This window comes from uncultured Chryseobacterium sp. (assembly GCF_936933875.1).
Lineage (GTDB): Bacteria > Bacteroidota > Bacteroidia > Flavobacteriales > Weeksellaceae > CAKZIK01.
Map to the genome: position 1 here is coordinate 1 of NZ_CAKZIK010000011.1, position 26843 is coordinate 26843.

The 26843-nt window shown below is 41.0% G+C and carries 27 protein-coding genes; 6 read left to right on the top strand and 21 right to left on the bottom strand.

The annotated features are described in order from the left end of the window. The 20 genes from Q0252_RS01180 to Q0252_RS01275 form a co-directional block, all read right to left on the bottom strand. A partial coding sequence (locus Q0252_RS01180) for a M23 family metallopeptidase (protein WP_297982772.1) occupies positions 1-778 on the bottom strand: 778 nt, incomplete at its 3' end. After that, positions 768-2762 carry a type IV secretion system DNA-binding domain-containing protein gene (locus Q0252_RS01185; protein WP_058878590.1) on the bottom strand — a complete coding sequence of 665 codons (1995 nt, stop codon included), beginning with the start codon at positions 2760-2762 and terminating at the stop codon, positions 768-770. The genes Q0252_RS01180 and Q0252_RS01185, both read right to left, overlap by 11 nt. Positions 2763-2768: 6 nt before the next feature. Continuing rightward, on the bottom strand, positions 2769-3008 hold the full coding sequence (locus Q0252_RS01190; RefSeq protein WP_024565601.1) for a hypothetical protein: 240 nt from the start codon (positions 3006-3008) through the stop codon (positions 2769-2771). Between the two features lie 2 nt (positions 3009-3010). Continuing rightward, positions 3011-3880 carry a DUF4138 domain-containing protein gene (locus tag Q0252_RS01195; RefSeq protein WP_059138041.1) on the bottom strand — a complete coding sequence of 290 codons (870 nt, stop codon included), beginning with the start codon at positions 3878-3880 and terminating at the stop codon, positions 3011-3013. A 2-nt stretch (positions 3881-3882) separates the two neighbouring features. Continuing rightward, positions 3883-5091: a conjugative transposon protein TraM gene (traM, locus tag Q0252_RS01200; protein ID WP_083506456.1), complete on the bottom strand. Its 1209-nt coding sequence runs from the start codon at positions 5089-5091 to the stop codon at positions 3883-3885. After that, on the bottom strand, positions 5087-5440 hold the full coding sequence (locus Q0252_RS01205; protein WP_024565598.1) for a hypothetical protein: 354 nt from the start codon (positions 5438-5440) through the stop codon (positions 5087-5089). Before Q0252_RS01205 ends, traM begins: the two co-directional genes overlap by 5 nt. A 2-nt stretch (positions 5441-5442) precedes the next feature. Next, positions 5443-6057 carry a conjugative transposon protein TraK gene (traK, locus tag Q0252_RS01210; protein ID WP_024565597.1) on the bottom strand — a complete coding sequence of 205 codons (615 nt, stop codon included), beginning with the start codon at positions 6055-6057 and terminating at the stop codon, positions 5443-5445. Positions 6058-6062: 5 nt separating this feature from the next. Next, complete coding sequence (locus Q0252_RS01215) at positions 6063-7313, bottom strand: membrane protein (protein WP_029738611.1); 1251 nt, start codon at positions 7311-7313, stop codon at positions 6063-6065. Between the two features lie 2 nt (positions 7314-7315). Continuing rightward, entirely contained in the window at positions 7316-8107 is a 792-nt protein-coding gene (locus Q0252_RS01220) for a hypothetical protein (protein ID WP_035591090.1), read from the bottom strand. Positions 8108-8163: 56 nt separating this feature from the next. Next, positions 8164-8829, bottom strand: a complete 666-nt coding sequence (locus tag Q0252_RS01225; protein WP_035590942.1) for a hypothetical protein — start codon at positions 8827-8829, stop codon at positions 8164-8166. Between the two features lie 2 nt (positions 8830-8831). Then, positions 8832-9539 (bottom strand): hypothetical protein, encoded by a 708-nt coding sequence (locus Q0252_RS01230; protein ID WP_024567402.1) that lies wholly within the window; start codon positions 9537-9539, stop codon positions 8832-8834. Between the two features lie 43 nt (positions 9540-9582). Then, positions 9583-10305 carry a hypothetical protein gene (locus Q0252_RS01235; RefSeq protein ID WP_024567403.1) on the bottom strand — a complete coding sequence of 241 codons (723 nt, stop codon included), beginning with the start codon at positions 10303-10305 and terminating at the stop codon, positions 9583-9585. Further along, entirely contained in the window at positions 10292-13366 is a 3075-nt protein-coding gene (locus Q0252_RS01240; RefSeq protein ID WP_297982784.1) for a TraG family conjugative transposon ATPase, read from the bottom strand. Before Q0252_RS01240 ends, Q0252_RS01235 begins: the two co-directional genes overlap by 14 nt. After that, entirely contained in the window at positions 13338-13652 is a 315-nt protein-coding gene (locus Q0252_RS01245) for a hypothetical protein (protein WP_024567405.1), read from the bottom strand. Before Q0252_RS01245 ends, Q0252_RS01240 begins: the two co-directional genes overlap by 29 nt. A gap of 1 nt (position 13653) precedes the next feature. Then, positions 13654-13977 (bottom strand): DUF4134 domain-containing protein, encoded by a 324-nt coding sequence (locus Q0252_RS01250; protein WP_024567406.1) that lies wholly within the window; start codon positions 13975-13977, stop codon positions 13654-13656. A gap of 36 nt (positions 13978-14013) precedes the next feature. Next, on the bottom strand, positions 14014-14547 hold the full coding sequence (locus Q0252_RS01255; protein WP_024567407.1) for a hypothetical protein: 534 nt from the start codon (positions 14545-14547) through the stop codon (positions 14014-14016). Between the two features lie 62 nt (positions 14548-14609). Beyond that, positions 14610-15263 carry a ParA family protein gene (locus tag Q0252_RS01260; RefSeq protein ID WP_185208540.1) on the bottom strand — a complete coding sequence of 218 codons (654 nt, stop codon included), beginning with the start codon at positions 15261-15263 and terminating at the stop codon, positions 14610-14612. Positions 15264-15265: 2 nt separating this feature from the next. Continuing rightward, entirely contained in the window at positions 15266-16735 is a 1470-nt protein-coding gene (locus tag Q0252_RS01265) for a relaxase/mobilization nuclease domain-containing protein (protein ID WP_297982789.1), read from the bottom strand. Further along, the gene (locus Q0252_RS01270) at positions 16732-17082 is read right to left on the bottom strand and encodes a hypothetical protein (protein ID WP_024565585.1); all 351 of its coding nucleotides are present in this window, start codon (positions 17080-17082) and stop codon (positions 16732-16734) included. The genes Q0252_RS01265 and Q0252_RS01270 overlap by 4 nt, the downstream gene beginning before the upstream one ends. Before the next feature lie 23 nt (positions 17083-17105). Beyond that, positions 17106-17900: a hypothetical protein gene (locus tag Q0252_RS01275; RefSeq protein ID WP_024565584.1), complete on the bottom strand. Its 795-nt coding sequence runs from the start codon at positions 17898-17900 to the stop codon at positions 17106-17108. A gap of 903 nt (positions 17901-18803) precedes the next feature. On the opposite strand from Q0252_RS01275, the gene Q0252_RS01280 reads away from it, so the two are divergent. From Q0252_RS01280 to Q0252_RS12260, 6 genes are all read left to right on the top strand, one after another. Then, positions 18804-20102 (top strand): type ISP restriction/modification enzyme, encoded by a 1299-nt coding sequence (locus Q0252_RS01280; RefSeq protein ID WP_297982795.1) that lies wholly within the window; start codon positions 18804-18806, stop codon positions 20100-20102. Between the two features lie 30 nt (positions 20103-20132). Further along, a complete protein-coding gene (locus Q0252_RS01285; protein WP_164466724.1) occupies positions 20133-20414 on the top strand; it encodes an AAA family ATPase in 282 nt (93 codons plus the stop codon). 137 nt (positions 20415-20551) lie between these two features. Next, a complete protein-coding gene (locus tag Q0252_RS01290) occupies positions 20552-21103 on the top strand; it encodes a hypothetical protein (RefSeq protein ID WP_265145217.1) in 552 nt (183 codons plus the stop codon). Positions 21104-21106: 3 nt separating this feature from the next. Next, positions 21107-22465 (top strand): Dyp-type peroxidase, encoded by a 1359-nt coding sequence (locus tag Q0252_RS01295; RefSeq protein WP_297982801.1) that lies wholly within the window; start codon positions 21107-21109, stop codon positions 22463-22465. Positions 22466-22473: 8 nt separating this feature from the next. Then, a complete protein-coding gene (locus Q0252_RS01300) occupies positions 22474-23610 on the top strand; it encodes a catalase family protein (RefSeq protein ID WP_297982803.1) in 1137 nt (378 codons plus the stop codon). Positions 23611-23673: 63 nt separating this feature from the next. After that, positions 23674-25479 carry a 3-hydroxyacyl-CoA dehydrogenase gene (locus Q0252_RS12260; protein ID WP_367174803.1) on the top strand — a complete coding sequence of 602 codons (1806 nt, stop codon included), beginning with the start codon at positions 23674-23676 and terminating at the stop codon, positions 25477-25479. Between the two features lie 75 nt (positions 25480-25554). Here the strand turns inward: Q0252_RS12260 and Q0252_RS01315 are convergent, their stop codons facing one another. Beyond that, complete coding sequence (locus tag Q0252_RS01315; protein WP_265145220.1) at positions 25555-26502, bottom strand: lysophospholipase; 948 nt, start codon at positions 26500-26502, stop codon at positions 25555-25557. Between the last annotated feature and the right edge of the window lie 341 nt (positions 26503-26843).

The window sequence follows — 26843 nt, forward strand, 5'->3', positions numbered from 1 at the left end:
GATTGATGCTTTGTCCAAACTCCTTTACCGCAAAATGCAGGTGCGGTCCGGTAGAATTCCCTGTGTTCCCACTTTTCCCGATGATAAATCCCGCCCTCACTTTTTTCCCGACTTTGTAGAAGATTTCGGAGAGGTGCAGATAAGAGGTTTCAAATCGGTTGAAATGTTTGATTTTGATGTAGTTTCCACCGCCTTTGGAATCCCAACCGGATTCGGTAATTATTCCGTCAAGGACCGCGTGAACATCTTCATAGTTGGCTTTTAGGTCAATTCCGTTGTGCATTTTTGCAGTTCCGAAAATTGGATGAATACGTGTTCCATAGGGAGAAGTCACGGTAATTCTGTTTAAGGGCATGTAAGCCCCCAAACCCCCAAAGGGGGCTTTCTGGACTTCCTTTTCATCATTTTCTTTACGTTGAAAATTTTGCATCAGTTCAAATAGTGAATCTTTCATCTTTTTGTAGTCCACGTTACTTTGATTATTTCCATTATGGTAATTTTTAAGCATCGTCTTTAGAGAGTCGATTTGACTCGTTAACATCTTCATTGAACCTTCTGTTTCGTTTTTCAGTTCCGATTTCGGGGTGATGTTGAAGATTTCCTTCCACAATTTTTTCTCCTTTTTTTGATTGGAACTTTCTTCTTTTTGGATTTCCACCATTTTGAAGTCTTCCGTTTTCTGCGGTTTCGTCGGCATCAGCGTATTGAATTGAGCCTTGGAAAAACCGTTCGCAAAAAGGAGAATTGTTAATGCTATTATTGTCTTTCTATTTTTCATTTTTAGTAAATTCGTTTACGATTAATTCGACCTCTTTATTGATTTTTCTGAAGTTGGTCATCAGGACATCGTTTTTCCTATTATTTCCCATTTTGTCGACAAATGAGTAATAGGAAGGCATTTTGACATAATTATTTTCTTCCTCCTTGATGGTTTTCATATCTAAATTGATTTTTCCGTTCATCGCAGAAGTTTTGTATTCTTCGGTGTCGTTTTCCTCGCCCTGTGCAATCATTCCGACCATTTCCCCAGTTTTAAGTGTCGCAATTTTTCCTGCGGGAATCATAAAGTCCATTTTCTCGTTGATGCTGGTCGTCGTTCCTTGCTGGGAGATGGACTGGGAATAGGATTTCTGCTTGATTTTTCCGAACAGTTTCTCCAGCCATTCCAAAGTATTTTTGTCCCTCGCAGAACCGGAAAGGATATTTCCGACAATGGCGGAAATGGTGTCGGCAACTTCTTTTTTGTAAAACTGCCGGAGTTGCGGAATTTCCTGAAGTCCCAATAAGACCGCCACTTTGTTGCTCCTTGCTGTCGCCACCACGTTGTCAATTTTATGGATGTAGATGGTGGGAAATTCGTCCGCGATAATTCCTCCGGGCAAGTTATGTTTGGAGTTGATGAGTCGTAAAGTCCTGTTCAAAACGGATGAATAAAGAGCAGAATTAATGTCCTGCGTTCCCGGATCGGATGCCAAAATCAGGATGGAAGGATTTTCTCGGTTCGTGATTTTCAGTTCCACTTCGTCGCCCGAAAACACCCAGAAACTTTCCTTGGTCGCCAATCTTGAGAGAAAGATTTTCAGGGTTCCGACCTGTCCCTCCAACTGGTCAAATGCCTTGTTTTCATACGCCGTCTTAAAGGGAGAAAGCAGTGAGAATATTTCCTCGTTGGTAAAAAGTGTGTCAAAAATCTCCTTGTAACTTCGGTTCATAAAGGACAGGATATGTGGTAAATCCGAATATTTTCCGTCCTCGTAGGTGGCAAAAAAGTAGATACTCGACGAAAGAAAGTTGATGGCAGATTGGGTGAAAAATGCATCGGAACCGCCTCCCGAACTTGAACCTCCCTTTTGGAGCGAGGATACCATAGACTCCGCCATTTCCTGTGCTTCCGCCAAAGTTTGGATGTATTCCTTTTTGAACGGGTTTACCCTTTTGGATTTTTCAACCTCGTTTAGATTGATGACATGAAAATCGTATTCATACCCCGAATCTTTGCTTTTCTTCAACAGATAATGGTAGTAGGCAATCTGCGCCAAATCGGGAAACTTGAAATCGTAAATACACAGGCAGAAGCCTTTCGCTATCATTTGCCTGATTGCGGGATTGATGATTCCGAAAGACTTTCCACTTCCAGGCGTTCCAATCACCATCGTCCCACGAAATGGATTGATATTGACCCATCCCTTGTTGATTTTTTTACTGTATCTGAAGAGATATGGGATATTGATCGAGGTGTCCGTTTCTACAAGTTCCTGATTTTGGGCAAAACTTTCTTCCTCTACATTCCATCGGTCTTTTCCCATTTTTTGTTGCATGAGTTTTGAGATGGCGTCTGCTCCCATTTGAAGGATTACTGCACCCAAAAAAGACAATACGGCATAGATGACCTGATAAAGATTCAGCGCAGGAAAAATTTTAGGGAGTTTGGAGTTTCCTGCCTCGTTTTGCCAAACGAGTGAAGAAAAAATCATCAACAAGCCCAATATCATGGGGATTACGATTTCCGTGGCGATGTTCAAATCCTTTTTCTTCTTCGCCTTTGTCCCGACAGCGACCAATCCAATGAGAATCAGGGTCGCAAACTTTGCGTTGATGGGTGGGTAAAAGAAACTCATCTTCGAGAAATTTTTCAATAGGTTTGAAACTATAATAATATCTGCATCGAGGTAGAAAAGCGACGCACAATCCAATGCCACGACCGCATAAACCGCCTTCTGAAGGAATCCGTAAATCTTAATTTGGTGTTGTTGTTCCTGCATTACTTCCTATAAATTGTAGTTTTTTAAAAACTCTTTCTCTTTTTCCTCAATACGGTCTTTACCATAAATCTTCACTGCAATCTCCTTATACCACGCTTTCAGATAAGCCATTTTTATAATTTCCTTTTCTATTTCCTTCTTTGCTTTTCTGAGACGGAATAAAAAAAATATGGATATGCAAGAAGCGATGAAAGCGATGAACGCCAGGAGAAGGACAATAATTAATTCTGTTGGTAATGGGTTCATAACTAAAATGTATCTGCTTTTAAAATGTCTGAATAATTCACCTTCATCTCGATGGTTCTTCCCGAGAGTTGTTCCTCAATCAGGCGGATCATCATCACCTTGCTGTTCGGAAAAGTGAATTTTTTGAAGACATAGATGTTTCTGAAATTTTTCCTGAAATGTTTCGGGGCGTAAAGTCTAAAAATCGGTGTCATTTGGATGCTTTGATTGTTGGTCGCCTTATAGATTTTTTTGTCCTCGATGGAAAATTTAAGGTCTTCGATATCGTAACTCAGGTTCGAGCTGTTTTTGAAGGTCATATCGAGAAAGATATAGTCGCTGATGACGTACACATTGTTGAGCTGCATACTAAGTTTAAGGTCTTTCTGCTCCCTGATTGGATTTTCTTCCGTCTTCTTCTTTATGATGTCCATCGCAAACTTGGTCAGCTCCAAGTTGGAAAAACGGGTTTTGTCCAGTTCAATCGGCTGCATCTCTTCTGGCTGGATATGGATGTTGGTCACGGTGTTTTTGTTTTCCGAATTTCTGTAAATAGCCTTGTATTGGGCAATAAAAGACTGACCTACAACGGTTATTATTCCTATTTTGTCGCCATTCAATAAAGAGGTGGTTTTTGCCTTTTCCTTTGGGTCGGTGTTGGCAGGAGTATCGGTGATTTTGATTCTCGCAATATTGGTATTAGGCAAATCTCCCGTGAGTTTTTGGGTGGACAAATCCACATATTGAATCGGTTCGGGTGAGATGATATGCAGGTTAACGCCCTCTGTAACGATCAATTCTGGTAAATCCGAGATGACTTGTTCTTTAGTAGCTGTTTGTGCAGATAAAAAATGGGTAATGATTAAGAATAGTATAAAAAATGTATTTTTCATTGTTATTTTTTTTGTTGGTTTTGTGAGTCTTTAAGCTGTTTTTCGTCGATTAGAAATACATAGGAGTTGTATTTCAGCTTGGCTTTGTTGGTTTTAATGAGGTTGGCGATGGATTTTGATGTAGACGTGAAGAGTTTGGAGCCGATGCTCGTGAAAAATCCCTGTCCGCCCATATCCATCTGTGTTCCCTGTACGGAGTTGCTCCCCATTTCCCGAATCATGTCCCTGAAGACGCTTTCGGGAACATAAAGCCCCTTCATGCCGTCAATGTCGTAGATGGAGAGGTTGACTGGTAAAATTTCTCCCCTTGTAAATACCGAGACAATCTTGAGGTCAACCCGCTGCATGGAAAATCCAGAGATTTGTCCGTAAAGGATGGAACCTTTCTCAATTTTTTTGTTGCCGACGAAGATGTCTTCCAATAATCGGAACCGGATTCTGCTTCCCAGAAATCCCTTGTTGTTTTCATCAATGACGGCTTTGATAAAGCTGTTCTCATTTTCCCTGTAGAAGGCATTGAACTCGCTGTTGATTCCCGACTTGCCGACATTGAAGGTAGAATTGAGGAACTCGTCCATTTTTTCCTTGTTTGCCTTGAGTTTCTGTTCCGCCAATAGTTTGGCTTGGTATTCGGGATCCCTCGCTTTTTCTAAGGAATCCATGACGAGCATCTGCTGTTTCAGATATTTTACGGGGTCTTGCTGGGTATTTTGATTACTAGATTTTTGATTTTCTGAAAGTTGCTCATTTTCCTGTTTCCCATTGGACTTGTCGTTCAGCATTCGGATGATTTCAGAAGACCTCTTGAAATCCTTGTCCTCATTTTGCTGTTTTGGATTGTAATAGGAAGAGTTGCCTCCTTTTGACGCCTGCTGATTTTGTCTGCTGGAGACCGCCTTCAGTGAATCGATCTTTCTTTTCTGGTCCAAAGACAACTGGTCTTCATAACTGAGCAGACTGTCCTCTTCCTTGTCCAATCCTCCGAGCATCGTCCTGTTGTCGTCCTTCTTGAAAAAGGCGTCGTAGGCATCGTTCTTCGTCATGATGGAGTCCCGTGTTTCTCCCAGAGACAGGGAAAGTTCTTTCGGCTTGTCCTTTTTAGAGGTGTCCTCTTTGGTAAATTGGGCACCTACATACACAAAGAGCAGCAGGAACGGCAATGCCAGAAGGGGCATCACATATTTTTTTTCCTTAAAGTTGATTTTCTTAATGTCCATGTTGCAGTTCTTGGTATTGGTTGTACAAATATTCTATTCTCAGGCTGTCTTCTTTTTGGAGTTCTTTTCGGTCCCTTTTCATTTTTAAAATTTTGAGTTCATTAACTATTTTCTCCATTTCTTTCTCTTGGTTTTTATTAATTTGCTGGGTCGTGTTGCTTTTGGAATAGAGGTTTGGGGGCTTGATTTTAAATGTCGACTGGCTCGGAAAGAAAATTCCCTGTATCAGCGATCCGATAAAAGACACGGAGAGAAAAACCATCGAATGGGTGAAAAACTTCTTCGGATTTTTTGCCGCCCATTCCAATCCCTTTTTTGCGGTTTGTTTTAGAAAATTTTTCATCTTTAATAGGAATTTTTGGTTTGGTTGGAGATTTCCTCGTTGTCGATAATCCTCCAATTTTTAAGCATCACACCGTGCGGATTGTTTGGACTTCGGATGATGTCCTCAAAGTATCCTTCGGTAATCAATTTTCTTGTAATCACGGCAGACTTTCTGGTAATCATCTGCTTTCCGAAAAAGGAGAATTTCTGTTGCTCCATATTGAGCGAGATGGAATCCGTATGAATACTGACCATGGAACTGGAGGCCACAATCTGGTTGTAGAAGCCTTTTTCCTTGAGATTGGTGTATTCTTTTTTTCCGCTGTCGTCAATGAGGTACAGTGATTTTTGAATATTCTCCTTGATGTAGGCATCATCGGGAGCCAAGGTGAAAAATAGTCGGTGGAACAGTTCAATTTGGGCTTTGTATTCTACGGGTCTGTTTAACAAGACATCGGTCTGCTTTGCCAGTACCGGAACCCCGTTGTCCAAAATGTAGATGGATTTTCTTGAATCCTGAATCATCCGATAGGCAAAGAAGAAGCCCGCCAATACGATAATTACGGCAAATGCTATTGTTCCCAGCGAAACTACCTTGTTGATTTTTATTCTTTGTTCGATATTTTTGATCAGCATCTTATTTATTTTTTGTTGTTATTCATCGCACTGTTGACCATTCCCGATGCTGAACCTGATGCAGCCGATTTTGCTGCTGCTCCCGCTACGGAAGCTCCACCGGTTTTGGCTGCCAATACCGTTGTTTTAGCGGCACTCGCCATTCTTCCAGCAGCACTCTTCATCTTGGTCATCGCACCTGCACCTCCCGCTGTAACAATGGTGTCGGCAATGGTGGGCGTCATCAATACCCCGATTCCCGTCACGATATAGGCGACACAGGTAAAGAGCTGGTTGTAGATCATTCCCGAATTGCTCACATAAACCATCAAGGCATCTAAATTGGTGATGGTTCCATTGGTTAAAAGCGTGTCATACCGCTCAATCTCCATTTCATAACCCGAAGCGATCAGTTGCTGACCAATATTGATGATGGTATAGGCTACAAAGGTGTATAGGTTGATGTTGATGAACTTGGAAACCCAGCTGTACAGCGAGTTTTCAAATCCTGGAACGAGCGCCATACCTACCGCAATAGGCCCCAAAATAATGAGGATGTAGGCCCAAATTTTTTGGATGAAGAAAATAAGGTAGACACAGATTCGAAGGATGGAAAGGCAAACGAACTCGATAATTTCTGCAACCAGTTTTTGGAGCTGGAACTCCATCCGTAACTGCCATTCCTTGATGGGTTGGATGAGTTTGTCCAGTCCCTCGCTGATGTCGAACCAAGAGTCGTCGGCATCTTTGCCGGTGTTGTTGATGACGTCCTGCTTCGCATCCTCGTCGGCTTTCAGTTTGATGACGGCATCGAGTAGCTGCTGCTGTTTCTTGAATCGTTGAATCCTCAAATCATTCACTTCGGACTCAATGTCGCTGAAAATGGCGATTCCCGGTTCTGCAATGGCTTCAAAGGGTGCCTGAATCAGATTGACAAAACCACTCCAATACACCAGGGTAAATCCAATGAGGATTGGTTTGAGCATCGGGGTGATTTCCCATTCCCGGTCGCCCGCCGCCATTTGCCAACCCATGTATCCGAGATACATCAACGCTCCCAGTCCTCCGATCGCCCTTCCAACCAAAGCGGATCCGACAGCACCGTCTTGAACGCTGTTGTCCAGTTTGGTAAAGACCTCCATAAACCATTTCTCAAATGCGCCGTCGCCCTTTAGAAATTGGAGCAGGTTGCTGTAGTCGCCGTCGGTTTGGGCAAAGCCGATTATCGGCAGCAATATTGCCAAGAGGCAAAATAAGGGTGTAGTATTTCTTTTCATTACTAAAATTTGTGTTTGTATTGCTGCATCGTGTTGTGGACGATCTGCTTGTCTGAAGCGGGAGTCCAAGCCTGTGGCAACGCATAGGGTGAATGGTTTTTCAGAATATTTTTGTAGTCTAAAAGAAGCGTCGTCTTATCGTTGTGTTTCCTTAATTCCTGCACAAACCTTCTCCATTTGATAAGGGTGTCATGGTACATCAAAAAGCGTTTTCCTCTCGGCATATCCATAGATCTCGACATCGAATACTTTTCCTTGATTAAGTCCAATTCCTCCTGAAGTCTTTTTAAAGTTCCCGTGGTATTGAGCGTTTCGTAGGTTTGCTGGTTCTTCAGCCTCCATTCGATAAAGTTTTGAGGATTGTCTGGAAATTCGGTAATGGGTCTGAGCATCCTTTTGTAGTAGAGCAACCAGAGCGGGTCTGCATCGACCGTCGCCGAAGTCCAATGGGCAAAGTCTTGGACGCTTCTTTTATAGATGGTGTCGGATGCCGCCTTTATCTTTTTTGCCTCTTCCTCTTGAAATTTCACTTGGGCAAAACGCTGGTTTTGAAGTCCCGTCGGTTTTAGCGGTCGGATATCTTCTCCATCCTTATAATCCCTGTTTCTGCTGGGAGCCCACATTCCCCAAACGGTGGCATACGCGAAGTTGGTCTGAATCCCCAAAAGGTATTTTGGATAGGGACGCCAATCGCCCCAACTCTGGAACACCATCCTTTTGTGCTGGGCTACGATGGAGGGGTCGTTCAAACGCTTTACGGTAAACTGCCCGAATACGCCGACTGCTATCAGCAAGAGCGGAACGAGGGCTAATTTTTTGACTAATTTTTTCATCTTTATACTTGTTGTTTTTAGTTGAATACATATTTGTATTTTTGGATAATGTCTCCGACAATGGCCTTGTCAATATTGAGGTAGTTTCTTAGTACGGGAACTTGGTACAGGTAAGGAATCTTCTTGGCGTTTTCTAACCTCAGTATAATGTAGAGGATGTTCCCGTTGATATTCCTAACTCGAGTAAACACCTTTTCAATAAGCATCTCCCTGTCCATCGGATCCATCAGGAAATCCTTGTTCTCATTCAAAATATCCTGCGTAACTTCCTGTTTGAGTTTTAAGGCCTGTTTGCCGATTTCGACATAGTATTTGGAAACCAAGACGGCATATTCTGGATGTTGCGCCGACAAGTCCAGCATTTTGTTGGAGTTGTTCGCTACCTTTCCCAGATATTGGTACAGATAGATTAACTTTTTGCTCTGCGTGAGTGCCGAGTTGACATTTTTTAGTTGTTGGTAGATGTATTCCTGAATGGCGATGACCTGTGCAGTCTTGTTTTTAATGTCGTCGTACAGTTCCTTCTGTTTTTCATAAGAGTTTAGAAATGCCTGCTCGCTTCCCAGCCTTACGCCGTGGTTGGTGGTCATCTGCACCAAGAGTTTGTCGTTGATAACAATCTGCTGTCCGCTTACAAAACCAACAGAAAAAAACAAGATTCCTCCGATAAATAGTTTTCTCATTTTTAAAAGGATTTGATGTTTTTCATAATGTTCTCGACCACCTGTTTGTCCCGATTCACATAGTATTGAAAGGCTCTTTTGTTTCGTAAGACTTTTGCCTTGATGTCCCGAATCTTTAAAAGCATATGGGTAGAATTTCTGCTCAGCGTCTTGACTTCTCCCAAGGCATAATCCAATAAAATCTTGCGCTCCGACTTTTCCATCTGGTTCATTGCCCCATAGGAAACCACAATCCCGACAATCAGCCTCGTCACCATTTGCAGATCATCCACAAACTGAACCTGTGAAGGCAGAACCGCGATGATGGAATAAGGTGCGGTACTGATTTCATGGATAATGGCTTGCTGGTTTTGGGTGATTTTCGTAATCTCCCTGCTCATCGCAATTCCTGTGGGAATCGCTTGAATGGCGAACGATACGATTCGAAGTCTGTCCTGAATTTTGGTCACCTTGTCCTTGAAATTGTTCCACTGGGTTTTGTTGGCGGTTTCCACCGTGGCATTGGCAATTTGGTTTTTCCGCATCTCCTTCTGCCTCTCGTTTTCATCCATCGTAGCCTTGATTTCTAGGTTCATCATCGGAAAGGATACGTTTTCCTGCTGCCAAGACGGCGTGGAGCCGCCACTGGATGAAGTGAGCACAAAATAAATCAGCAAGCCCCCAAACCCCCGAAGGGGGCTTTTTAAAGCGTTAATTATGGGATGTTTCATTTTCATCTTATTTTTTTACATTGTTCCCCTTTGGGGACAGGGGCTAGAAATTTCTTTTGTATCGGTTCATAATATTTTCTACAATTCCCTTGTCGGTATTGATGTATCCTGCAAATGGATTGATGGAGTTCCAGAATCCCAAACGATTGGCTTTTTCCAGTCTTAACTTGATTGCCAGAAGCCAAAGCTTTAGGTTTTTGACATTCTCGGAAATGTTGTGCAATATCTTGTATCGGTCTCCCGCAGTGGCAAGGTTCAGCTCTCCCGAGGCGAGGATGTCGGAGACATCAGTCACTATTTTTATACTCTGTTCATAGGTTTTCTGTGAAGCCTTTACCCCGAAAATGGCATATTGTGGATGTGCCGATGCCAACTGAACTACCTGCGATGAATAATTGTAGCATTTGTTGAGTTCCGAATAAATCTCCTTCACCTGGATTCCGTTCTGCAAGGTTCCCGAAACTTCCTTCAGACCTTTCAGAATCTTATTCTGAATATCGTTGGCAACCACCATCTGGGTTCCCACCCACGCTTGGGCATCCTTCAGTTTGGAGGTTTCATCAATCACATCGTTCTGCTTGGCTTTCAAGTTTTCTGAATAGAGGATCATCGCCGCCGTTACCGTCGGGTCGATGTAGGTGTTTTGGGAGAAGCCCCATGTCCCCCAAAGGGGGAGAATCAACAGGAAAAGCCTCCTCCAAACCCTCCAAGAGAGGGAATTTATTGAAAGTCCCCTTTGGGGATTTTGGGGCTTATACTTTTTCATATTCCTCGTGTTTTTGGTTGATTAATTCTGAAAAATGGATATTTCGGTTTTCCAATTCCTGCGAGATGATTTTGAAGATATTTTGCCCTTTGTGCGTCTTCTTCATCATCCTGTAATAGGAAACCACCTTTTTGTCCAATGGCTTTTGATAAAGGTTGACGAGCGATACCAAGTTTTCAAGGCTGTCTCCGAAATTTTTCAAATCGCCTACAATTTTTTGCAAAGCCTCGTCGTAGTTTCCGTATTGTTGGACATAGTATTCGACTGCGGATTTTTCTGGTTTTTCCGTGGTGTAGGTTAAATACTGCTCCAAGGAAACCTCATTGCCGTACACTTCTCCTTTGGAACCCCGCTTCAGATAAAATTCCTTGAAACGGCTTCTTCCAAATTTGTTGTTCAAATTATTGATGGTGAAAATCTTGTTTTGTTCCACCTTGTTCAATGAAAGCAGTGATGCAATCTTGTCGAAGTTGTCCTTGAACTTGGTCTGATCCAGCAATATGAAGGTGTCCGAGTTATTAATAATACTGTCTTTTACGACGGCATTTCCGATGATGTCGTCCAATTCCTGGGTAACAACCACTGCTTCTCCCCAAAATTTCCGAACCGTCTTGTAGAGATAGAGAATATATCCGCCCATCAGTTTGCTGGCAATCGCCTTCCATGCTTCCTCGATGATGAGCGCCTTTCTTCGGTCTTTTCGGAGACGCATTTTCTGGATGAAGGTATCCATGATAATGAGTGTCACGATCGGAAACAGTTTCGGGTTGTCTTTCACATTGTCGATTTCAAAGACGATGAATGGTTCGTCAAAGAGCGTGTTGTCTGCACTTTCGTTGAGTGTCGTTCCATATCTTCCGCCTTTGTAGAAATCCTTCAGCACGAACAAGAATGTCCTTAGATTAAATTCCTTTTCGGTGATGTGGTGTTTCTTATTGTTCAGGTAAAGGGGCAGAAATTTATCGCAGTAGTCATAGAATCCGTTGAAGGAAAGTTCTTTTGCCTCCAATTTTTCTTCGAGCTCCTTAATTTTCTTGATGATGGTTTTTCGGAAGGACTCGTTCCATTCTTCCGCCGTTTTCGGCTGCCTGATAATCTCGTTGGACTTGATGAGGATGAGTTGCGTCTCATTGTAGATTTTTCTCTTATCTTCATCGTTCAAGGTTTCATAAGCTTCGTAAACCTTGTAGAATTTTTCGCTGTCGTAATTCGGGTTGTTCATATTTTTGTCCGGATGATATTCGATGGCGAGTTTTCGGAAAGCCTCCTTAATCTCGTCAGAACCTGCATCGAAAGCGATTCCCAAAATATCGTAATAGTTGTACTGTCCGTTCGACTGGTTCTCAAAATCTGAAATAATGTCTTCCTCGTGGATGTTGTATTTGTTCAGATAGAGAATGAGTTCCTCCGAGGTCTTATGCTCATACCACCTGCTTCCCGAATTGAAATATTGGTGGTAATACGACATCAGCACATTGTCCAAAATAGATTTTTGTGCGGACGACATCGTGGCATCGGGACCTTGCCAAATCAGGAAAATCAAATTGGTCAAAAATTCTATTTTTTCGATGTTGAACTCTTTCTTGTTCATCAAAAAAGGATTCATGGTGATTGGTTTTTCTTCAGTGTATTGGATGTATCTCCCGCCTTTGTATTTGCAGGTTCCCGAATAGGAATCTCCCGTGTCCACAATGACCACGTCATAATTGTAGGTCAGGTATTGCTCAACGATATTGTTCATCAGGAAGGACTTTCCAGAACCTGACGGACCGAGGACAAACTTGTTTCGGTTGTTGATTCTTCCTGTCTTCATCGGCAAGTCCGCCGGATCAACTTTCAATGGAACGCCTTGTCGGTCGGTAAAACGCAGATAAAAATTGGATTCCTCGTTCACGGGGTAACTTTCTTTAAAAAAAAAACACAAGGCCGCTTCGCTTGTCGTCATAAATAAATCGTATTCCCGAAGTTCCGTGGCATTGCCTGGAATGGCGGAGCGAAATAGTTCGAGCTGGTTGTAGGCGTTCTTGGAGACGATAATTCCTTTCGTAAAAAGCTTGTTCTCGATCATCGACTGTATTCCTTCCATTTTTTCCAGTGTATGTGTTGAAAATATTAGGGAGAAATGGGCATTGACCACGAGTTGTCCGTCGATGGCGATATTGTGGAGAAGCGTTTGGATTTCTTCCGCAATAATGGCGTTGGATGGAGAGTTGTTTGCCGCCCCCTCGTGCTTCTTTTTCTTTTTGTCGAGTTCCCGCTGTTGTTGCGCCTGCAGAGGAATGGTGATGACCTGATTGTAGATGATGGTTTCGTAATCCTCCAATTCGTTGATGAAGGTGAAGTTGTCCACCGCCGTTTCCGAGGCTGCTCCGTTTCCTCCCAATATGGAAAAAGGATCTATTTCTGAAGGCAGGTCGATATTTTCGACATCCACATAGGAAATATTTTTGACGAAGCGGTTTCCGATTTGGAGATATTCGTTGGTACTTTTGATATTGTCAAAAACCGGGGTTTCCGTAAACTGCATCGACAATACACCCGAAATGTAGTATTCAAAATCTTTCTCATATAAAAATTGGGGTTCGCAACCGCTCTGCTTCAAGAGCATCAACACCTTTTGGCATTTGTCGCGAAGTTCCTTGTAACTTTTTTCGGAAAACTGGTAGTGCTTGTTTTTCTTCTTGAGTTTGTCGTCCACAATGTCCGTAAACAGGAGTACCGTTTCGATGGTTTTAAATAGTCTTCCGTCAAAATGCTCGGAGTATTTCTGCTGGAGGAACTGGTTGGAGGATTCGGCGGTATATCTCTTTTTGGAAAAGATGTCGAGTTTTTGAACGATTCTTCCTTCGCCAATAATGGATACGACTTGATTCAGCACGGTATGGAAGTTCAGGTAGTTGTCTGGGTCGGCGGAATACTGTTCCACAATGTTCTTAATTCTGATGCCGATAATCGGATTCCCGTACTGTCCGAAGAGGACATCAAAATCCCATCCAAAATCCTTTCCGTAATCGTAGCCGATGAAGGGAATGTCAAATGCCTGTTTCTTTGTCTTTACCATCTTTTAAAAATCTTTTGTTGTTGAGTTTTTTTGGAAAAATGAATATCTGGTCAAAATTTTTGGTCTTGTCGTAGAGTCCGTTTTTGTCCTGCTTCTTGAAAATGAGGTAGACACCTCCTGCGGTTACCAATAAACCTAATAATGAACCCAGCAATCCGAATTTGGATAAGATGAGTGCCGCAACCACACCTGCGCCGATGACGGCTACCGCATAAATGATGTATTTGCCTTTGAGTCCGAAGAATACAAGGGGTTTTTTGAGCCCCTTGTACAGGTAGTATCCCATCTTAAGCAAAGAATGCGGTTACAAATTCCGGAACCACGATAAGGAAGATCATCGCACCGCCGTAGCCGAGGATTTCTTTGTTGACATCCTGGTCGCCGTTCGTCCATTTGTTGTACACCCTCAATCCTCCGATAAATCCTACGAGTCCACCGACTGCCTTTAATATCAGCTTGATGGGGTCCCAATAGTCCTTAATGTCGGAAGCGGCATTGGAGATGGCGGTCGCTCCGCCCTGCGCAAGCATCGGGGTCATTGCCAGCATCACCAAGGCAAGGGTTAGAACTTTCTTTTTTGTCACGTTTTTTCTGATAAAATTTTTCATCATTTTTAAAATTTAGGTTAGTTATGTATGGTAAATTGGTTAAATCGTCGAGTGGTAAACCTTTTGTCCCTCAATATTGTCCACCAGTTTTACGTTGGTTTCAGAAAGGTTGACAAATTCTTTCCATTGGTCTTTCTTGCTCTGTGCATCATTTTTTTTCTTGGAAACTATTGGCTCAATAATTTCTGGCTTTTTGCTGATTTCCGTTTGCTGTGGCGGATTTTCATGGTGTTTGGTTTCGGGCTGTTTTGAGCTGGTCCCATCCAAATCCTCTTCCTCTTCAAATCGTTTCCTCAATTCTTCCAAACTGGGATTGTCTTCAAAATTGTTCTGTCTTTGAATCGGAATGGGTTCGCTTTTTAGGAATGATTTCGGGGTTTTGAGATTTTCCACATCCTCGATGCCGATCAAGGTGGGTTCCTCATTCTCCGCCTGTGCAAAGTCGCCGAGTGAGTATTCTTCTGCAACATCGGTCTGAACGGTTTTCTCTTTTTTTAGGAAAAGGTCGTAGACGATATTTCCGGCATAGTACAGAAAGTAGGCTCCTAAAAGGATGAGTGAGTATTTTAACATAATGTATTGATTTGAGGTTTGTGGTTTATGGATTATTTTTTTCTTGTCTCTTTTGTCTCTCGTTAAAGCGCAACTTTTTTGATCTCGCTGATCTTTTGTATAATTTCGTCGAACGGCTTCTTTACGGCGTATTTTTGCTCGTAGGTGAGTTTTCTCGTGTCGATGGTTTGGAGGCAGTTTCTCTTGAACACGGGATTTTCTAGTAGAGTTCCGTATTTTGCCAACTCGATATCCATTTCCTTTTGGTTGAGATATTTGTAGCCCTTGTCGTATTTGGAGCGGATGAAGATTCTTTCCGCCTCGCTTTCCAACAAACCCAGAAGATTTTTGAATACCAAGGTTGATTTTACGGACACATCGGAATACTCAAAGGGAATGATGATGAAGTCGCTGTACACCAAAACATCGCTGTATCTCTGGTCCAGTGTTCCCGCCAAATCGAACAGGAACAGGTCTTTGCTTTCTTTCAGGTCGACAACCTGTTCCAAGTCCTCGAAAGGCGGCTCATCGTCATCTTCGCCAATGACTTCCACCTCGTAGAGTTTGGGCAGTTCCGAGTCCGCATCCTCCCTCCATTTGTTGAAGAAGGATTTTTGGTAGTCGAAATCAAACACCTTGATCTTCCTTGTAGAAATTCTGGAGAGATAGTTGGCGAATGCGATGGCGAGGGTGGTTTTCCCTGTTCCGCCTTTTTGGGTGGCAAATGTGATGATCATTCTTATGTTCTTTTTTTATTTTTGCGTCTTTTTCTTAACTCTTCTTCGGCAGGGTCTCTCCCTGTTCCTCCCGACGGTTTGGTGAATTGGAAAATCAGGTCGTCTATGGTTCTATCCAGTTCCTTGGAAAGATTTTCATCTCTACTTTCCGGTGTCAATTCTTTGCTTGGATTGAGGAATTTTTGATAGGCATTCTCTCCAATTAAGTTTTCCAATGAACCCACATAATGCAGTTTGGAGTGGACGGCATAATATTTTCCATCTTCCGATTTTATGAGGTGGACATCCTTGTTATTCTGTGTTTCGACATAATCCTTTACCTCGTTTTTTATGGCGTTGAAAACCTCCCTGTTCTTTATTTTCTTAGACTCGAAAAGCATAAATTCTATTATAGCGTTTTCGGGATTCTGGCGTTTCAGATGCTCCATTAATATTTGTTTTGAAAAACTGTCCGCCAGATTATAGTCCTTTAGACTTTCAAAAAGTTTCTTGTCAATTTTCTCATCGGTCATCTCAAACAGGTCGTCCATCTTCATGATCTCACTTCCCTTGAACACCTTTCCCGATTTGTGATCGATGATGCTGTATCCGAAGGGTTTCTGTCCGTCCTTGTGGTGGAAGACCACATCCAGTCCGAAGATGTCCCGCAATTTTTTCTGGAGCTCGCTCTCGAACTCTATCTTGGGTTTCCAATGGTCCCTGTGCCTTTCTTCCGGTAGCAGTGATTCCTGCGCCCTTCTGTCCTCTACCTTGAAGACTTTATTGGAACAGAGGTCTTTGTATTTGCTCAAAATGGCTTTCAACTGCCTCTTTCGTCCGTTATCCGAATTGGGGGTAAAACTGATTTGGTTGCCGTAGATGGTTTTAAGTTTTACCCCGTTCTTCAGAATGGAAAAGTCATTTTCATCATTTGTGTCTTTAGTTAGTTTGAACCCGCTTCTTTCAAGCAAAAGCTCCAGTTGAGTGATGGAGTTGAATTGGTAGTTCAGCAGTTTCTCCAATTTTTCTTCGGAACTTACTCCGTATCGTTTTTCTAGTGTATCTGCCAATGCTTTTTGGGCTTTCAAGCGTTCGTAACTGTCGTTGATTTTCTTTCCGGTCTGCTTGTCAACCCTTGTGGAGACGATATGGACGTGGTTGTTCTCGGTGTCGCTGTGGTAAACAACTATGAACGGCTGTTTTCCGTAGCCCATTTCCTGCATGAAGTCTTTGGCGATTTCGGTGATTTCTTCCTTGCCATGATTCTGATATTTTGCAGAAATGACGGCGTGGAACTGTGGTTTCTTTACCTTCTCATTTTTTGAAATGGATTTGAAGTAGTCCCGAACCTGCTCCGGACTGCTTTCCCCATTGATGAAGGAGGGAAAGTTTTTCATCAGCATCAGTTCTCCTGTTCCTTTCTCCATCTTTTTGTCGTTGTACTGAACGCCGTGAAAATCCGAGCCTGAAGCAGGAATAATCTTGACAATCATTTTGCGAGCATTTCATAGATCTTTTCGAAGATTTGGTTTTGCTGCTTCTTCAATTTGGCGATTTCTGAAAGCTTTGCGGTGAAGTTTTTCAGTTCTGATTCCGAAATAAACTTTTGTCCGTTTGCAATTTTCGCTACCTGGTTGATGTTGGTCTCTATCTTGATGAAGACGTTGTCTTGTTTTTCAATGAACGCCAGTATCTGTCTTCTTTCGTTGTCTAAAATTCTGTTCTCAACTGATGCCGTCAGTAAGTCGGTCAATGTGAGGTTTCTGTCTTTGCATATTTTTTTCCAGTCCTGTTTTTTGGTTTTGGATATTCTGAATTTTATGTAGTCTTCTTTTTCCATTAAGGACTTTGTTGAATCATCAATTAGGGCAGATAAGGCTTGATCCAGTTGGAATATCCTTGAACTTCTCCGTAGGTGTAGTAGGATGTGGACATTGCGTTTAGGGAGGTTTGCGGAATCTGGATGCTGTAATTCTCCAGCAGGGCTGGAAAATATTGCGTGGAATTTTCCGTATGCAGTAAGACAATCTGGTTGGGAATGTATCCGATGTCGCTGTAGATGCTCGCAATGCTGATGAAGGCGTTTCCCGTAATCGGTGCGGAATCAGAAGACCTGTACATCTGAAACCATACATTTACAATTCCCTGTACTTTTCTGAACAAAACCGCTCCCTTTAGTCCTCCGAAATTTTTGGTTCCGATGGTGTAATATTTTGAGGAGGTAAGATAGGCGTGGCTATTTCCCGAATAGTTTACAGGGGCGGACCAAGTTGAAGTTGCTGTCAGTGCGGCGGTGCTGTTGGGATCGAAGGTGAGTACAATTCTGTATTCGACAGGCTGTTTCTCCTTTGCGAAATTCTGCCATACGTTGCCGTCAAAATAATACATTCCTGATTCTGAAATATTGATGACCTGCCCCGAAAGATTGGAAGCCGGAGCGGTGGCAAATACAACCGCACCTTTTTTTGCCTGTGTGTAAAACTTGTTCGCCAACTGGTCGCCCGTTATCCTTGGAGGAATAATCCCGTCATGATGTGAGGTGTCGTTTGGTTTTCCTACTACATCAAAAGTAGTTTCGGGTGTCTGTGTGTTTATTCCGACCTGCGCATTGAGGTTGATGGCAAAAAGTGTCAGGAGAACATAGAGGGTTGCTTTCATTTTTTTGATTAAAATTTCTATTGCAAAATTGGGACATCAAATCCGTGAAAACAATAGTGTTCATGGGGCGTGGGCTAAATAAGAACAATTTAGACGAGTTTAGATTCTCCGAAGATTAAAAAAGAATAATTTAGACGAGTTTAGATGCTTGAACCAGATTTGGTGATTAAAAAAAACAAGTTCCGCCGTTTTTTCCCCTTTTGCAAAAAGGCAAGACCGTCTTTGTCCCAAAACTTGAAAAGTTTGTGGGTACAAAGACACATCTTGCAACAAAAGTTTACTGATTTTTTTAGAGGTCTGAAAAGGTTCCTCGAATGGCTATTTTAGGGCTGTTTTGCGGTTTTTTATGAAAGAGTTGCTTTGGAAGGAAAAAAATACGGAAAACAGGCTGATTTAGGGTGTAACTTTTCTACCCACGTTTGCGAGTAGGATGTGGCTGATTTACGCAGGTTGCATGATAACCTGTAGCTAAATTACCCAACTTATTGAAAAAGATAAGTTTATTTGGTGCAGGTTTTGAAGGAAGGTGTGTCTTTTTATCATTGAAATTTTTGTCAGAATGCTTATCGTTTAGGAAAATGAGGATGGGTCTGTTTTACACTGGTTAATTCTGAACCTGGGTCTTTTTTTCGCAGGTGGTTTATTTAGGAGTGCGTATTTTACCAGAAGATTTGGACGATTTACGAGGACTGAAAAATTCTGTAGATGATTTTTTTTCAGATTTTTAGCATTGGTTTATCTTGGAATTAAAAATAATGAAAAAGATTCTCTTGGAAATCGGCTTTTTTACGCGGCTTTGTGATTGGGATGTGCCCAATTTACGCAGGTTGAAAAATTGCCTGTGGTTAAATCAGGCAGGTTTTTGAAAAAGATGACTTTATTTGTTGAGAATTTGCACTAATAATGCACGGAAATTCCACAAAAAAAGAATCTGCACCAGATGGAAGCCTCGATCAAAATGTTTTTGACATTATGCAGGGCGTTTCAATTAATATTTTTATTAAAACGGGAAAGAAAAAAGAAGAAGATTTAGGTGAAGTCTTTCATTACGATTTATTCGGCAAAAGAGAATTAAAATATAACTTCCTTTTAGATAACGAATTTAAAAAGCTTGATTATAAAAAAGTTGAAATTTCTTCACCAAATTACTATTTCGTTCCAAAAAATCTTACGGATGAAAACGATTACTTTCAAGGGTTCTATTTACCAGATTTAATGCCGTTCAAAACAAGTGGAATTAAGACGCACGATGATAAAAACTTAGTCTCAATAAATGCTAGAAAATTATCTGAGAATCTCTTAGGATTAAACATTGCTATTCAAAACGATAAGATTCAAAAATATTTATATCGTCCTTTTGAAAATCAGTTTATTTATTACGATACAAAACTTTTAGGAAGAGCAAGAGAAAAGACTATTTACCATTTAAAACAAGACAATTTAGGTTTGATTTTAGTTTCTGAACCCCAGGTAGCAAATATTCTTTTTTTTGATAGTATATTTATTACCAATCGAATGACTGACACAAATATGTTTAGGCGTGGTGGCCCATCAACTTTTCCCTTATACCTTTACCCAGAAACCTCTATTGAAGGTGATTCCGAAAGAATTCCGAACCTCAATATGGAAATCGTGGAGAACATGGCTACAAATTTAGGTTTACATTTCTCTCCTGAAAGACCGGACTATTCGCAGCAAACTGAGGAAGACGGCCTATTTTATCCCGAAGATATTTTGGATTACATCTATGCCGTGCTGCACTCGCCAAGTTACCGCGAGAAATATAAAGAATTCCTAAAGATCGACTTCCCAAGAGTGCCTTATCCGAAAGATGCAGAAACTTTTTTCAAGTTGGTAAACTTAGGACGGGAAATTCGGGAGATTCATCTTTTGGAAAGTCCTGTGGTTGAAAATTACATCACCCAATATCCCGAAGATGGTGATAATGTGGTGGATAAGCCTGTTTATAAAGATGGCAGGGTGTACATCAATTCTTCTCAATATTTTGAAAGCGTACCGGAAGTGGCTTGGAATTTCTACATCGGGGGCTACCAACCCGCCCAAAAATGGCTGAAAGACCGCAAAGGAAGAACATTAGATTTCGATGACATCCTGCATTACCAAAAAATCATCGTGGCTTTAGCGGAAACGAATAGGCTGATGAAAGAGGTGGATGGGGTGATGGAAGAAAATAAATTATAATTCTTTATTATGTTGCTAAGGATAAATAAATTGAAAAACTTTGGTGTTTATCAAAATTTCGACTGGGGAAGTCTTGACGATTTCAAAAATAAAAATCTAATTTATGGCTGGAATTATTCAGGCAAGACTACAATATCAAAACTTTTCCAAATATTAGAATATAGGTACAAAAACATATGTTTTCCTCGTGCTGAATTTGAAATCGCAGAAGGGCGAGAAGGCTTACCAACAAAGATTTTCACCCAAGATACAATTAATACATTTCCATTTACAGTTAAGGTATTTAATAGTGAATATTTTAATAAAGCTTAAAAATTCATAGTTTCAGTACATAAAATACGAATTTCGGTACATTACGATAGATTGCTATGGCATAACATTTGTAAAATTCTCCTCAAAATTATTGTTGATTTACAAAATAATATAAATCATTAATCAAAATCTAAATTATGAGTTTTATAGACAAAGTAAAATTGGCTGCCCAGCTAGCAAAGGCGAATTTCAGTGAAGGTATCGATGATGGTTACGACCATTCCACTACATCTGCCGGAAAAAAAGGGTTAAGATCCGGTCGTGTATCTGAGTTAACTGCGATGGCAGACCTAAAACCCGGAGGTGCAGAAAATCTCAAAACCATAATGGAAATTGCAGGCGGAGATCTGAAAGGTGCAACCAAAGTAGGAACGCTGCATGATCTTCGTATAGTTTTGTTTGATAACGATACCAAGATTCTTTTCTGCACGGCTTACGATGGTGATTGGGATGCTTATATTGATGATTTCGCCACAAAAATTCCGCAGCTGATGGACATCATTTTTGGGAATGTAGAAGGCTGGCCAGGCATAAAAAACCCGAGTGTAAAACAGTTCATTCTCGACCATCAGATTACCGCGACAGGTTGGTATGTAGGTGTTCCGCATCTTACGGTGAATGATATAAGGAGAAATGATAAAATCATTAAAGGACTGAATAAGGCAATTGACGAAGCAAATAAAATCTAATCTATGGCACTGGAATTTTTAAAGCGGATTTTTAATCCCAATAAAGTAGAAATTGAGCTGAATGAAATACAGGCCTTAATTCTCAGAAGCCGACCGATTCCATATTACGGAACAGTGGCTATTATTGAAATCAAAGATGCTGTGGCAGCCAGACAAATGCTCCAAAAACTTTTGCCGATTGTGAGTTCTGCGGAAGAATGGCATAAGAATGAAGGCGCATCGGTTACTTTGACATTCACTTATAAAGGTCTAGAAAAAATCGGTGTTCCTCAAGAGTCACTCGATACTTTTCCCGAATCCTTCAAGGAAGGAATGGCAGAACGTTCCCGGTTTCTTTATGACATTGGAGTCAATGACCCTAAAAACTGGGAAAAGGTTTTTAGAAGATCACATATTCACATCGCGGCGGCAATTATCGCCAACAATGAAGAGGCGTGGAAAAGCAAGCTGGAGGAATTTCGTTCTAAATTGGCGAATAACAGCGGCGTAGAAGTAATAATGAGCCACGATTTCGCAGTATCTGAAGAGGTTAAAAATGTATTCGGATTCAGGGATGGCATCAGTAATCCGGAGATTGAAGGCAGTGGGATAGATGTGCCGCCCGGATTTGATCGTCCACTTAAAGCAGGCGAATTTATAATGGGCTATCCTGGAGAAGCAGGCTTCATAAAGCCATTTCCACAACCTGAAGTTTTAGGAAAGAACGGTTCTTTTATGGTTTTCAGAAAGTACCAGAGCCAAGTGGCAGAATTTAATCAATTCGTTAAAGAAAATTCTTCTTCGCCGGAAGAGGGAGAGCTCTTGGCTGCTAAAATGGTAGGTCGCTGGCGAAGTGGTGCACCTTTGGTTTTAGCTCCTGAAAAGGATGATAAATCGCTAGGAGATGATATGCAAAAAAACAATGATTTTTCTTTCAAGAATGATGAGTACGGTAAAAAGTGTCCGTTCAGTTCGCATATCCGCAGGATGAACCCAAGAGATTCCAAATCTTTTGTTTTGGAGGATGAACGTTTGCACAGGATCATCAGAAAAAGTGTAACTTTTGGCGACATTGTTCCGCCGGAGGTAACCAAAAATGACGGTAAGGAACGTGGACAGTATTTTATTGGCATTAGTGCCGATGCAATGGGAACACTGGAATTTCTTCAAAAACAATGGGCAAACGATGGTAACGCCCAAAATCTGGGAACAGAAAAAGATCCTATGATTGGTGTACAGGACGAAGACGCACTATTTTCTGTACCTGGAGAACCCCTCATCAAAAGATACCGTGGTTTGCAGACCTACAACATCGTAAAAGGCGGCGAATATTGTTTTATCCCAAGCATTTCTGCTTTAAAATGGATTAGCGAATTAAAATAAAAAGCACTATGGAAGAATACATCAAGTACAGTTACGAAGTGGAAGAAATTCCAGAAAATTTCGATGAGTATATTACCACCATTAATAACGATATCCGCGAATACATCAAAAATACGCCAAACCTAAGCAGGGCGACCCATCATACAAGAGATGCGCACGCCAATGGCTATGCAGTGCTGAAAGCAGAGGTTGAAATTTTGGATAATCTGCCCGAAGAACTGGCGCAGGGCATTTATGCGAAACCCGGAAAACACCAGGCAGCAGTTCGCTTTTCCAATGGTTCGTCCAGAGTTTTGCCCGATAAACTAAGCGGTAATGCACAAGGATTTGCTTTAAAGATTTTTGGGATAGATGGCAAAAAATTATCTCCCGGAGAGGAAGATTCTCCCAATGTTGATTTTAACCTAATTAATAATCCGGTGTTTTTCTGTAACTCGGCAGAACATTATGTTTTCATTTCAAAGCTTTTTTTAAAGCTAAATGATTTCTTTGAAAAGGGAGCCTTGGGAAAATTGGAATTTGCCACACTTTGGGTCACCGAAAATAAAAAAGCATTTCCAAATTTTGAGGCTTTGAAGGAATTGGGAGCTCTTAAAACTTTTGAAAAAATCCCTTCCATCAACAGTTTTTTTTATGAATTTTACAGTATGGGAGCAGTTCGCCACGGTGATTATATCGCCAAAGTAAGAGTGATCCCAACTGAGCAGACCAAGAACGCCATCACGGAAAAAAATATTGATCTAGACAGCGCAGAATGGCCGTACAGAAAAGGAATTATCAAAGAAATAGCTCAAAAAAACCTTACGTTTGAGTTGCAAATACAACTTTGCAAAGACCTGAAAGAAATGCCTGTGAATGACCTTACAAAAGAATGGTCGCAGGAATTATCACCATTCCGTACGGTGGCAAAAATCACAATACCAAAACAAACGGTTCCTGAGGATGGTAATTTTGAAATTATGGAAAATCTGTCGTTTACACCGTTCAGAACTATAGAAGAGAATTCACCGATTGGAAATTTACAGCGTTCACGACAGTCAGCGTATGTAACATCTTCAACCTCAAGACACGAGCTAAACCACAAAAAACGTAAAGAACCAAAGAATTTGGAGGAAGCATTCAGTCCGGAGTTTTATCAATTATAATTGAAAATGAAGATTGCTGAGTCCTAGTTCCGTAAATTTTATTACCAAAAATCAACCAAAATTATGAGCAAAATAAAAAATGTAACGGTAGCTGGAAGTGGTGTTTTAGGATTCCAAATTGCTTTTCAAACAGCAATTCACGGATTTGAAACCACTGTTTACGATATCAGTGATGAAGTGTTGGAAAAGGCGAAAGCAAAGTTCGTCGGATTGGCCGAAAGTCATAAAAAGGATCTTGGCGCCACCGAAGAACAAATTACAAAAGCAAGGGAAAGACTGCACTATTCATCCGATTTGGCATTTGCCGTGAAAGATGCCGATCTTTTGATAGAAGCAGTGCCAGAAGATATTAAAATAAAAACGGAATTTTATAAGCAACTCTCCGCAATTGCACCGGAGAAAACCATTTTTGTAAGTAATTCATCCACCTTGTTGCCAAGTCAGTTTGCTGAGGTGACAGGAAGACCGGCTCAATACCTTAACCTGCATTTTGCCAATCAAATATGGTTGCGAAATACGGCGGAAATTATGCCACATCCAGGAACCGACGAAAAAATATCTGAGGAAATAGTCGATTTTTCAAAGGCGATAGGGATGGTGCCTATTTTGGTAAAAAAAGAAGTTCCAGGTTATGTGCTCAATTCTTTATTAAATCCATTTCTGAATGCCGGAATGCAGCTTTGGATTGGCGATTATGCTACGCCAGAAACCATAGACAAAACCTGGATGCTGGGAACAGGTTCGCCTTACGGACCAATGGCTTTGTATGATATTATCGGATTGACGACACCATACAACATTTACAAACTGCAAGTAGAGAAGGGCAAAACAGATGATAAGATTGTTCTGGATAAACTTAAATCAACTTTCATCGACCAAAATAAACTGGGAATTTCTACTGGCGAAGGCTTTTACAAATATCCAAATCCTTCGTGGCAAAGTCCAGATTTTTTGAAAGTGCCGGAAGCCGATTTATCTAAAATCAGTATCAAAAATGTTGTGGTGGCTGGAAGTGGCGTTCTCGGTTTTCAGATTGCGGTGCAGTGTGCTTATTTCGGCTATAAAGTCATGGTTTATGATGTTAATGATGAAGCTTTAAGTAAAGCCAAAAACCGTTTTGATGTCTTGGCTGAAGAATATAAGAACTACCTGAAAGCTGATGAAGAAAAAATCCAAAATACCAAAAATAATCTCACTTATTCTACAGATTTGAAAGCTTCTTTACAAGATGCTGATTTATTGATAGAAGCCGTACCGGAAAGCATCGATATCAAAAAAGATTTCTGGGAAAAAGCTTCTGAGCACGCGCCGGAAAAAACCATTTTCGCGAGCAACTCATCCACACTTTTGCCGAGCAGATTAAGCACATTTACTGATCGTCCGGAAAAATTCATCCATTTACATTTTGCCAATCATATAATGGTTCGTAATACGGCAGAAATAATGGGTTCTGATCAAACCGACCCAACGGTTTATAACGAGATTGTAGAGTTTGCAAAATCCATTGCTATGCTTCCCGTGGAACTGAAGAAGGAAAAATCGGGCTACGTTCTGGATTCTTTGTTGATTCCGCTTTTGGTGGCTGGTCTTGCGCTGTGGGCGAATGACGTTGCCGATCCTGCAACAATCGATAAAACCTGGAGAATAGCAACAGGTGCTCCTTTTGGACCGATGGCCATTTTAGATTTGAATGGGATGAACACCAATTACAACATCTTAAAAGAAATCCCGGGAGAATTAACACAGAAAATAGCAGAAAAGCTAAAAACCGAACTTATCGACAAAGGAAAACTTGGTCAGCAATCCGGCGAAGGTTTTTACAAATATCCTGATCCAGAATGGCAAAGCAAGGATTTTTTGAAAGCTTAATAAATGCTAAATTTCCATTATAAACTAAGTATTTTAATTATTAATCAATTATTTTTAATTAAAATACTTTTTTGGTTATGATATTTTTTCATAGAGCCAATCTTTTATACTTTCATAGACAGATTCTTTAATATCTTCATTAAGTATTTCGTGCCGCATAGCAGGATAAATTTTTGTATTAACATCTGTAAATCCATCTTTTTGCATTTGTGTTACCGTTTTTTCAACCCCTTTTCCGAAGTTTCCTATCGGATCATCAGCTCCGCTTACAAAAAGAAAGGGAAATTCTTTTGGTATTTTTTCTGCCCATTTTCTTTCCGTTGCCTGTTGGTTTAGAGAAACTAATGCGTAAAAACCATTATTGGTAAAAGGTACTCCGCATAGGCTGTCCCGGCAAAATGATTCACGGTTGGATTTGCTGAGGCTCAGCCAACTGTTAAGGTCGCCATCTTTCTCGCCTTTAAAATGTTGATTATTAATTTTTGAAAAAGTTTGGTTGATGAATTTGCTCCTGTGTTTTGGGGCAATAATATTCTTAATGGACAGGAAAAATTTAGCCAAACCGATTCCGTTGATTTTTCCTCCCGTTCCCACGATGACTGCGCCTTTAAAATCGGCTTCCTGATTCTGAAGTAAGCATCTTGCAATGAAAGACCCCATAGAATGACCTAGTAAAAAGTGAGGAATGTTAGGGTAGTTGTTTTCTAAAAATGCAGCCATCGTTGCGGCATCGTCTATCAGTTGCTGCTTGGGATTTTCTTTTTGAAAATAGCCAAGTTCTACCCGATTTTCCGCCGTTTTTCCGTGTCCGAGATGGTCATATAATAGAACTGCAAAACCGTTGTTCGCCAGATATTCTGCAAAATTTTTATAACGACCGCTATGCTCCTGCATCCCGTGTAGTATAAGGACAGTAGCCTTTGGAGGTTCATTTATTGGTTCGAATAATTCATAAAAAAGTAAGTGTGTACCTGAGTTGGCAATTTTCTGCCTTTTTATATAGCCTGGTGTATGTTTTGCCATAGTCGGTTGATTTTGTACAAAAATAAAAATTCTGCCCTTTCGAAAGAAAGAATCGAATAAAATTAGAAAAATGGGTTATTGCAGTCAATCTCTTTTATAGGATTTAATAGAGATGCGTATTTAGCGCGAAAAAACTTAGACAAATTCTTTGCCAGATACATCACAGGTTGGCCCAAAAAAATGAGCTTTAAGCGAATCACGACTGTTAATATTTCCAAATCATTTGTCTTTTTTATCTTCATCGATGAGGACAACGACATCGAAAAAAATTTTGATGGTTCGTTATTTAGTCTCTCCTTAAACCACCTATAATTTACTGATTATTAGTATTTTGGGTTTAA

Coding starts and splice junctions, on each gene's coding strand:
- Q0252_RS01185 (WP_058878590.1), bottom strand. CDS start 2,762: ATGCAGGAACAACAACACCAAATTAAGATTTACGGATTCCTTCAGAAG.
- Q0252_RS01190 (WP_024565601.1), bottom strand. CDS start 3,008: ATGAACCCATTACCAACAGAATTAATTATTGTCCTTCTCCTGGCGTTC.
- Q0252_RS01195 (WP_059138041.1), bottom strand. CDS start 3,880: ATGAAAAATACATTTTTTATACTATTCTTAATCATTACCCATTTTTTA.
- Q0252_RS01205 (WP_024565598.1), bottom strand. CDS start 5,440: ATGAAAAATTTTCTAAAACAAACCGCAAAAAAGGGATTGGAATGGGCG.
- traK (WP_024565597.1), bottom strand. CDS start 6,057: ATGCTGATCAAAAATATCGAACAAAGAATAAAAATCAACAAGGTAGTT.
- Q0252_RS01215 (WP_029738611.1), bottom strand. CDS start 7,313: ATGAAAAGAAATACTACACCCTTATTTTGCCTCTTGGCAATATTGCTG.
- Q0252_RS01225 (WP_035590942.1), bottom strand. CDS start 8,829: ATGAGAAAACTATTTATCGGAGGAATCTTGTTTTTTTCTGTTGGTTTT.
- Q0252_RS01230 (WP_024567402.1), bottom strand. CDS start 9,539: ATGAAACATCCCATAATTAACGCTTTAAAAAGCCCCCTTCGGGGGTTT.
- Q0252_RS01235 (WP_024567403.1), bottom strand. CDS start 10,305: ATGAAAAAGTATAAGCCCCAAAATCCCCAAAGGGGACTTTCAATAAAT.
- Q0252_RS01240 (WP_297982784.1), bottom strand. CDS start 13,366: ATGGTAAAGACAAAGAAACAGGCATTTGACATTCCCTTCATCGGCTAC.
- Q0252_RS01245 (WP_024567405.1), bottom strand. CDS start 13,652: ATGGGATACTACCTGTACAAGGGGCTCAAAAAACCCCTTGTATTCTTC.
- Q0252_RS01250 (WP_024567406.1), bottom strand. CDS start 13,977: ATGATGAAAAATTTTATCAGAAAAAACGTGACAAAAAAGAAAGTTCTA.
- Q0252_RS01255 (WP_024567407.1), bottom strand. CDS start 14,547: ATGTTAAAATACTCACTCATCCTTTTAGGAGCCTACTTTCTGTACTAT.
- Q0252_RS01260 (WP_185208540.1), bottom strand. CDS start 15,263: ATGATCATCACATTTGCCACCCAAAAAGGCGGAACAGGGAAAACCACC.
- Q0252_RS01265 (WP_297982789.1), bottom strand. CDS start 16,735: ATGATTGTCAAGATTATTCCTGCTTCAGGCTCGGATTTTCACGGCGTT.
- Q0252_RS01270 (WP_024565585.1), bottom strand. CDS start 17,082: ATGGAAAAAGAAGACTACATAAAATTCAGAATATCCAAAACCAAAAAA.
- Q0252_RS01275 (WP_024565584.1), bottom strand. CDS start 17,900: ATGAAAGCAACCCTCTATGTTCTCCTGACACTTTTTGCCATCAACCTC.
- Q0252_RS01280 (WP_297982795.1), top strand. CDS start 18,804: ATGCACGGAAATTCCACAAAAAAAGAATCTGCACCAGATGGAAGCCTC.
- Q0252_RS01290 (WP_265145217.1), top strand. CDS start 20,552: ATGAGTTTTATAGACAAAGTAAAATTGGCTGCCCAGCTAGCAAAGGCG.
- Q0252_RS01295 (WP_297982801.1), top strand. CDS start 21,107: ATGGCACTGGAATTTTTAAAGCGGATTTTTAATCCCAATAAAGTAGAA.
- Q0252_RS01300 (WP_297982803.1), top strand. CDS start 22,474: ATGGAAGAATACATCAAGTACAGTTACGAAGTGGAAGAAATTCCAGAA.
- Q0252_RS12260 (WP_367174803.1), top strand. CDS start 23,674: ATGAGCAAAATAAAAAATGTAACGGTAGCTGGAAGTGGTGTTTTAGGA.
- Q0252_RS01315 (WP_265145220.1), bottom strand. CDS start 26,502: ATGGCAAAACATACACCAGGCTATATAAAAAGGCAGAAAATTGCCAAC.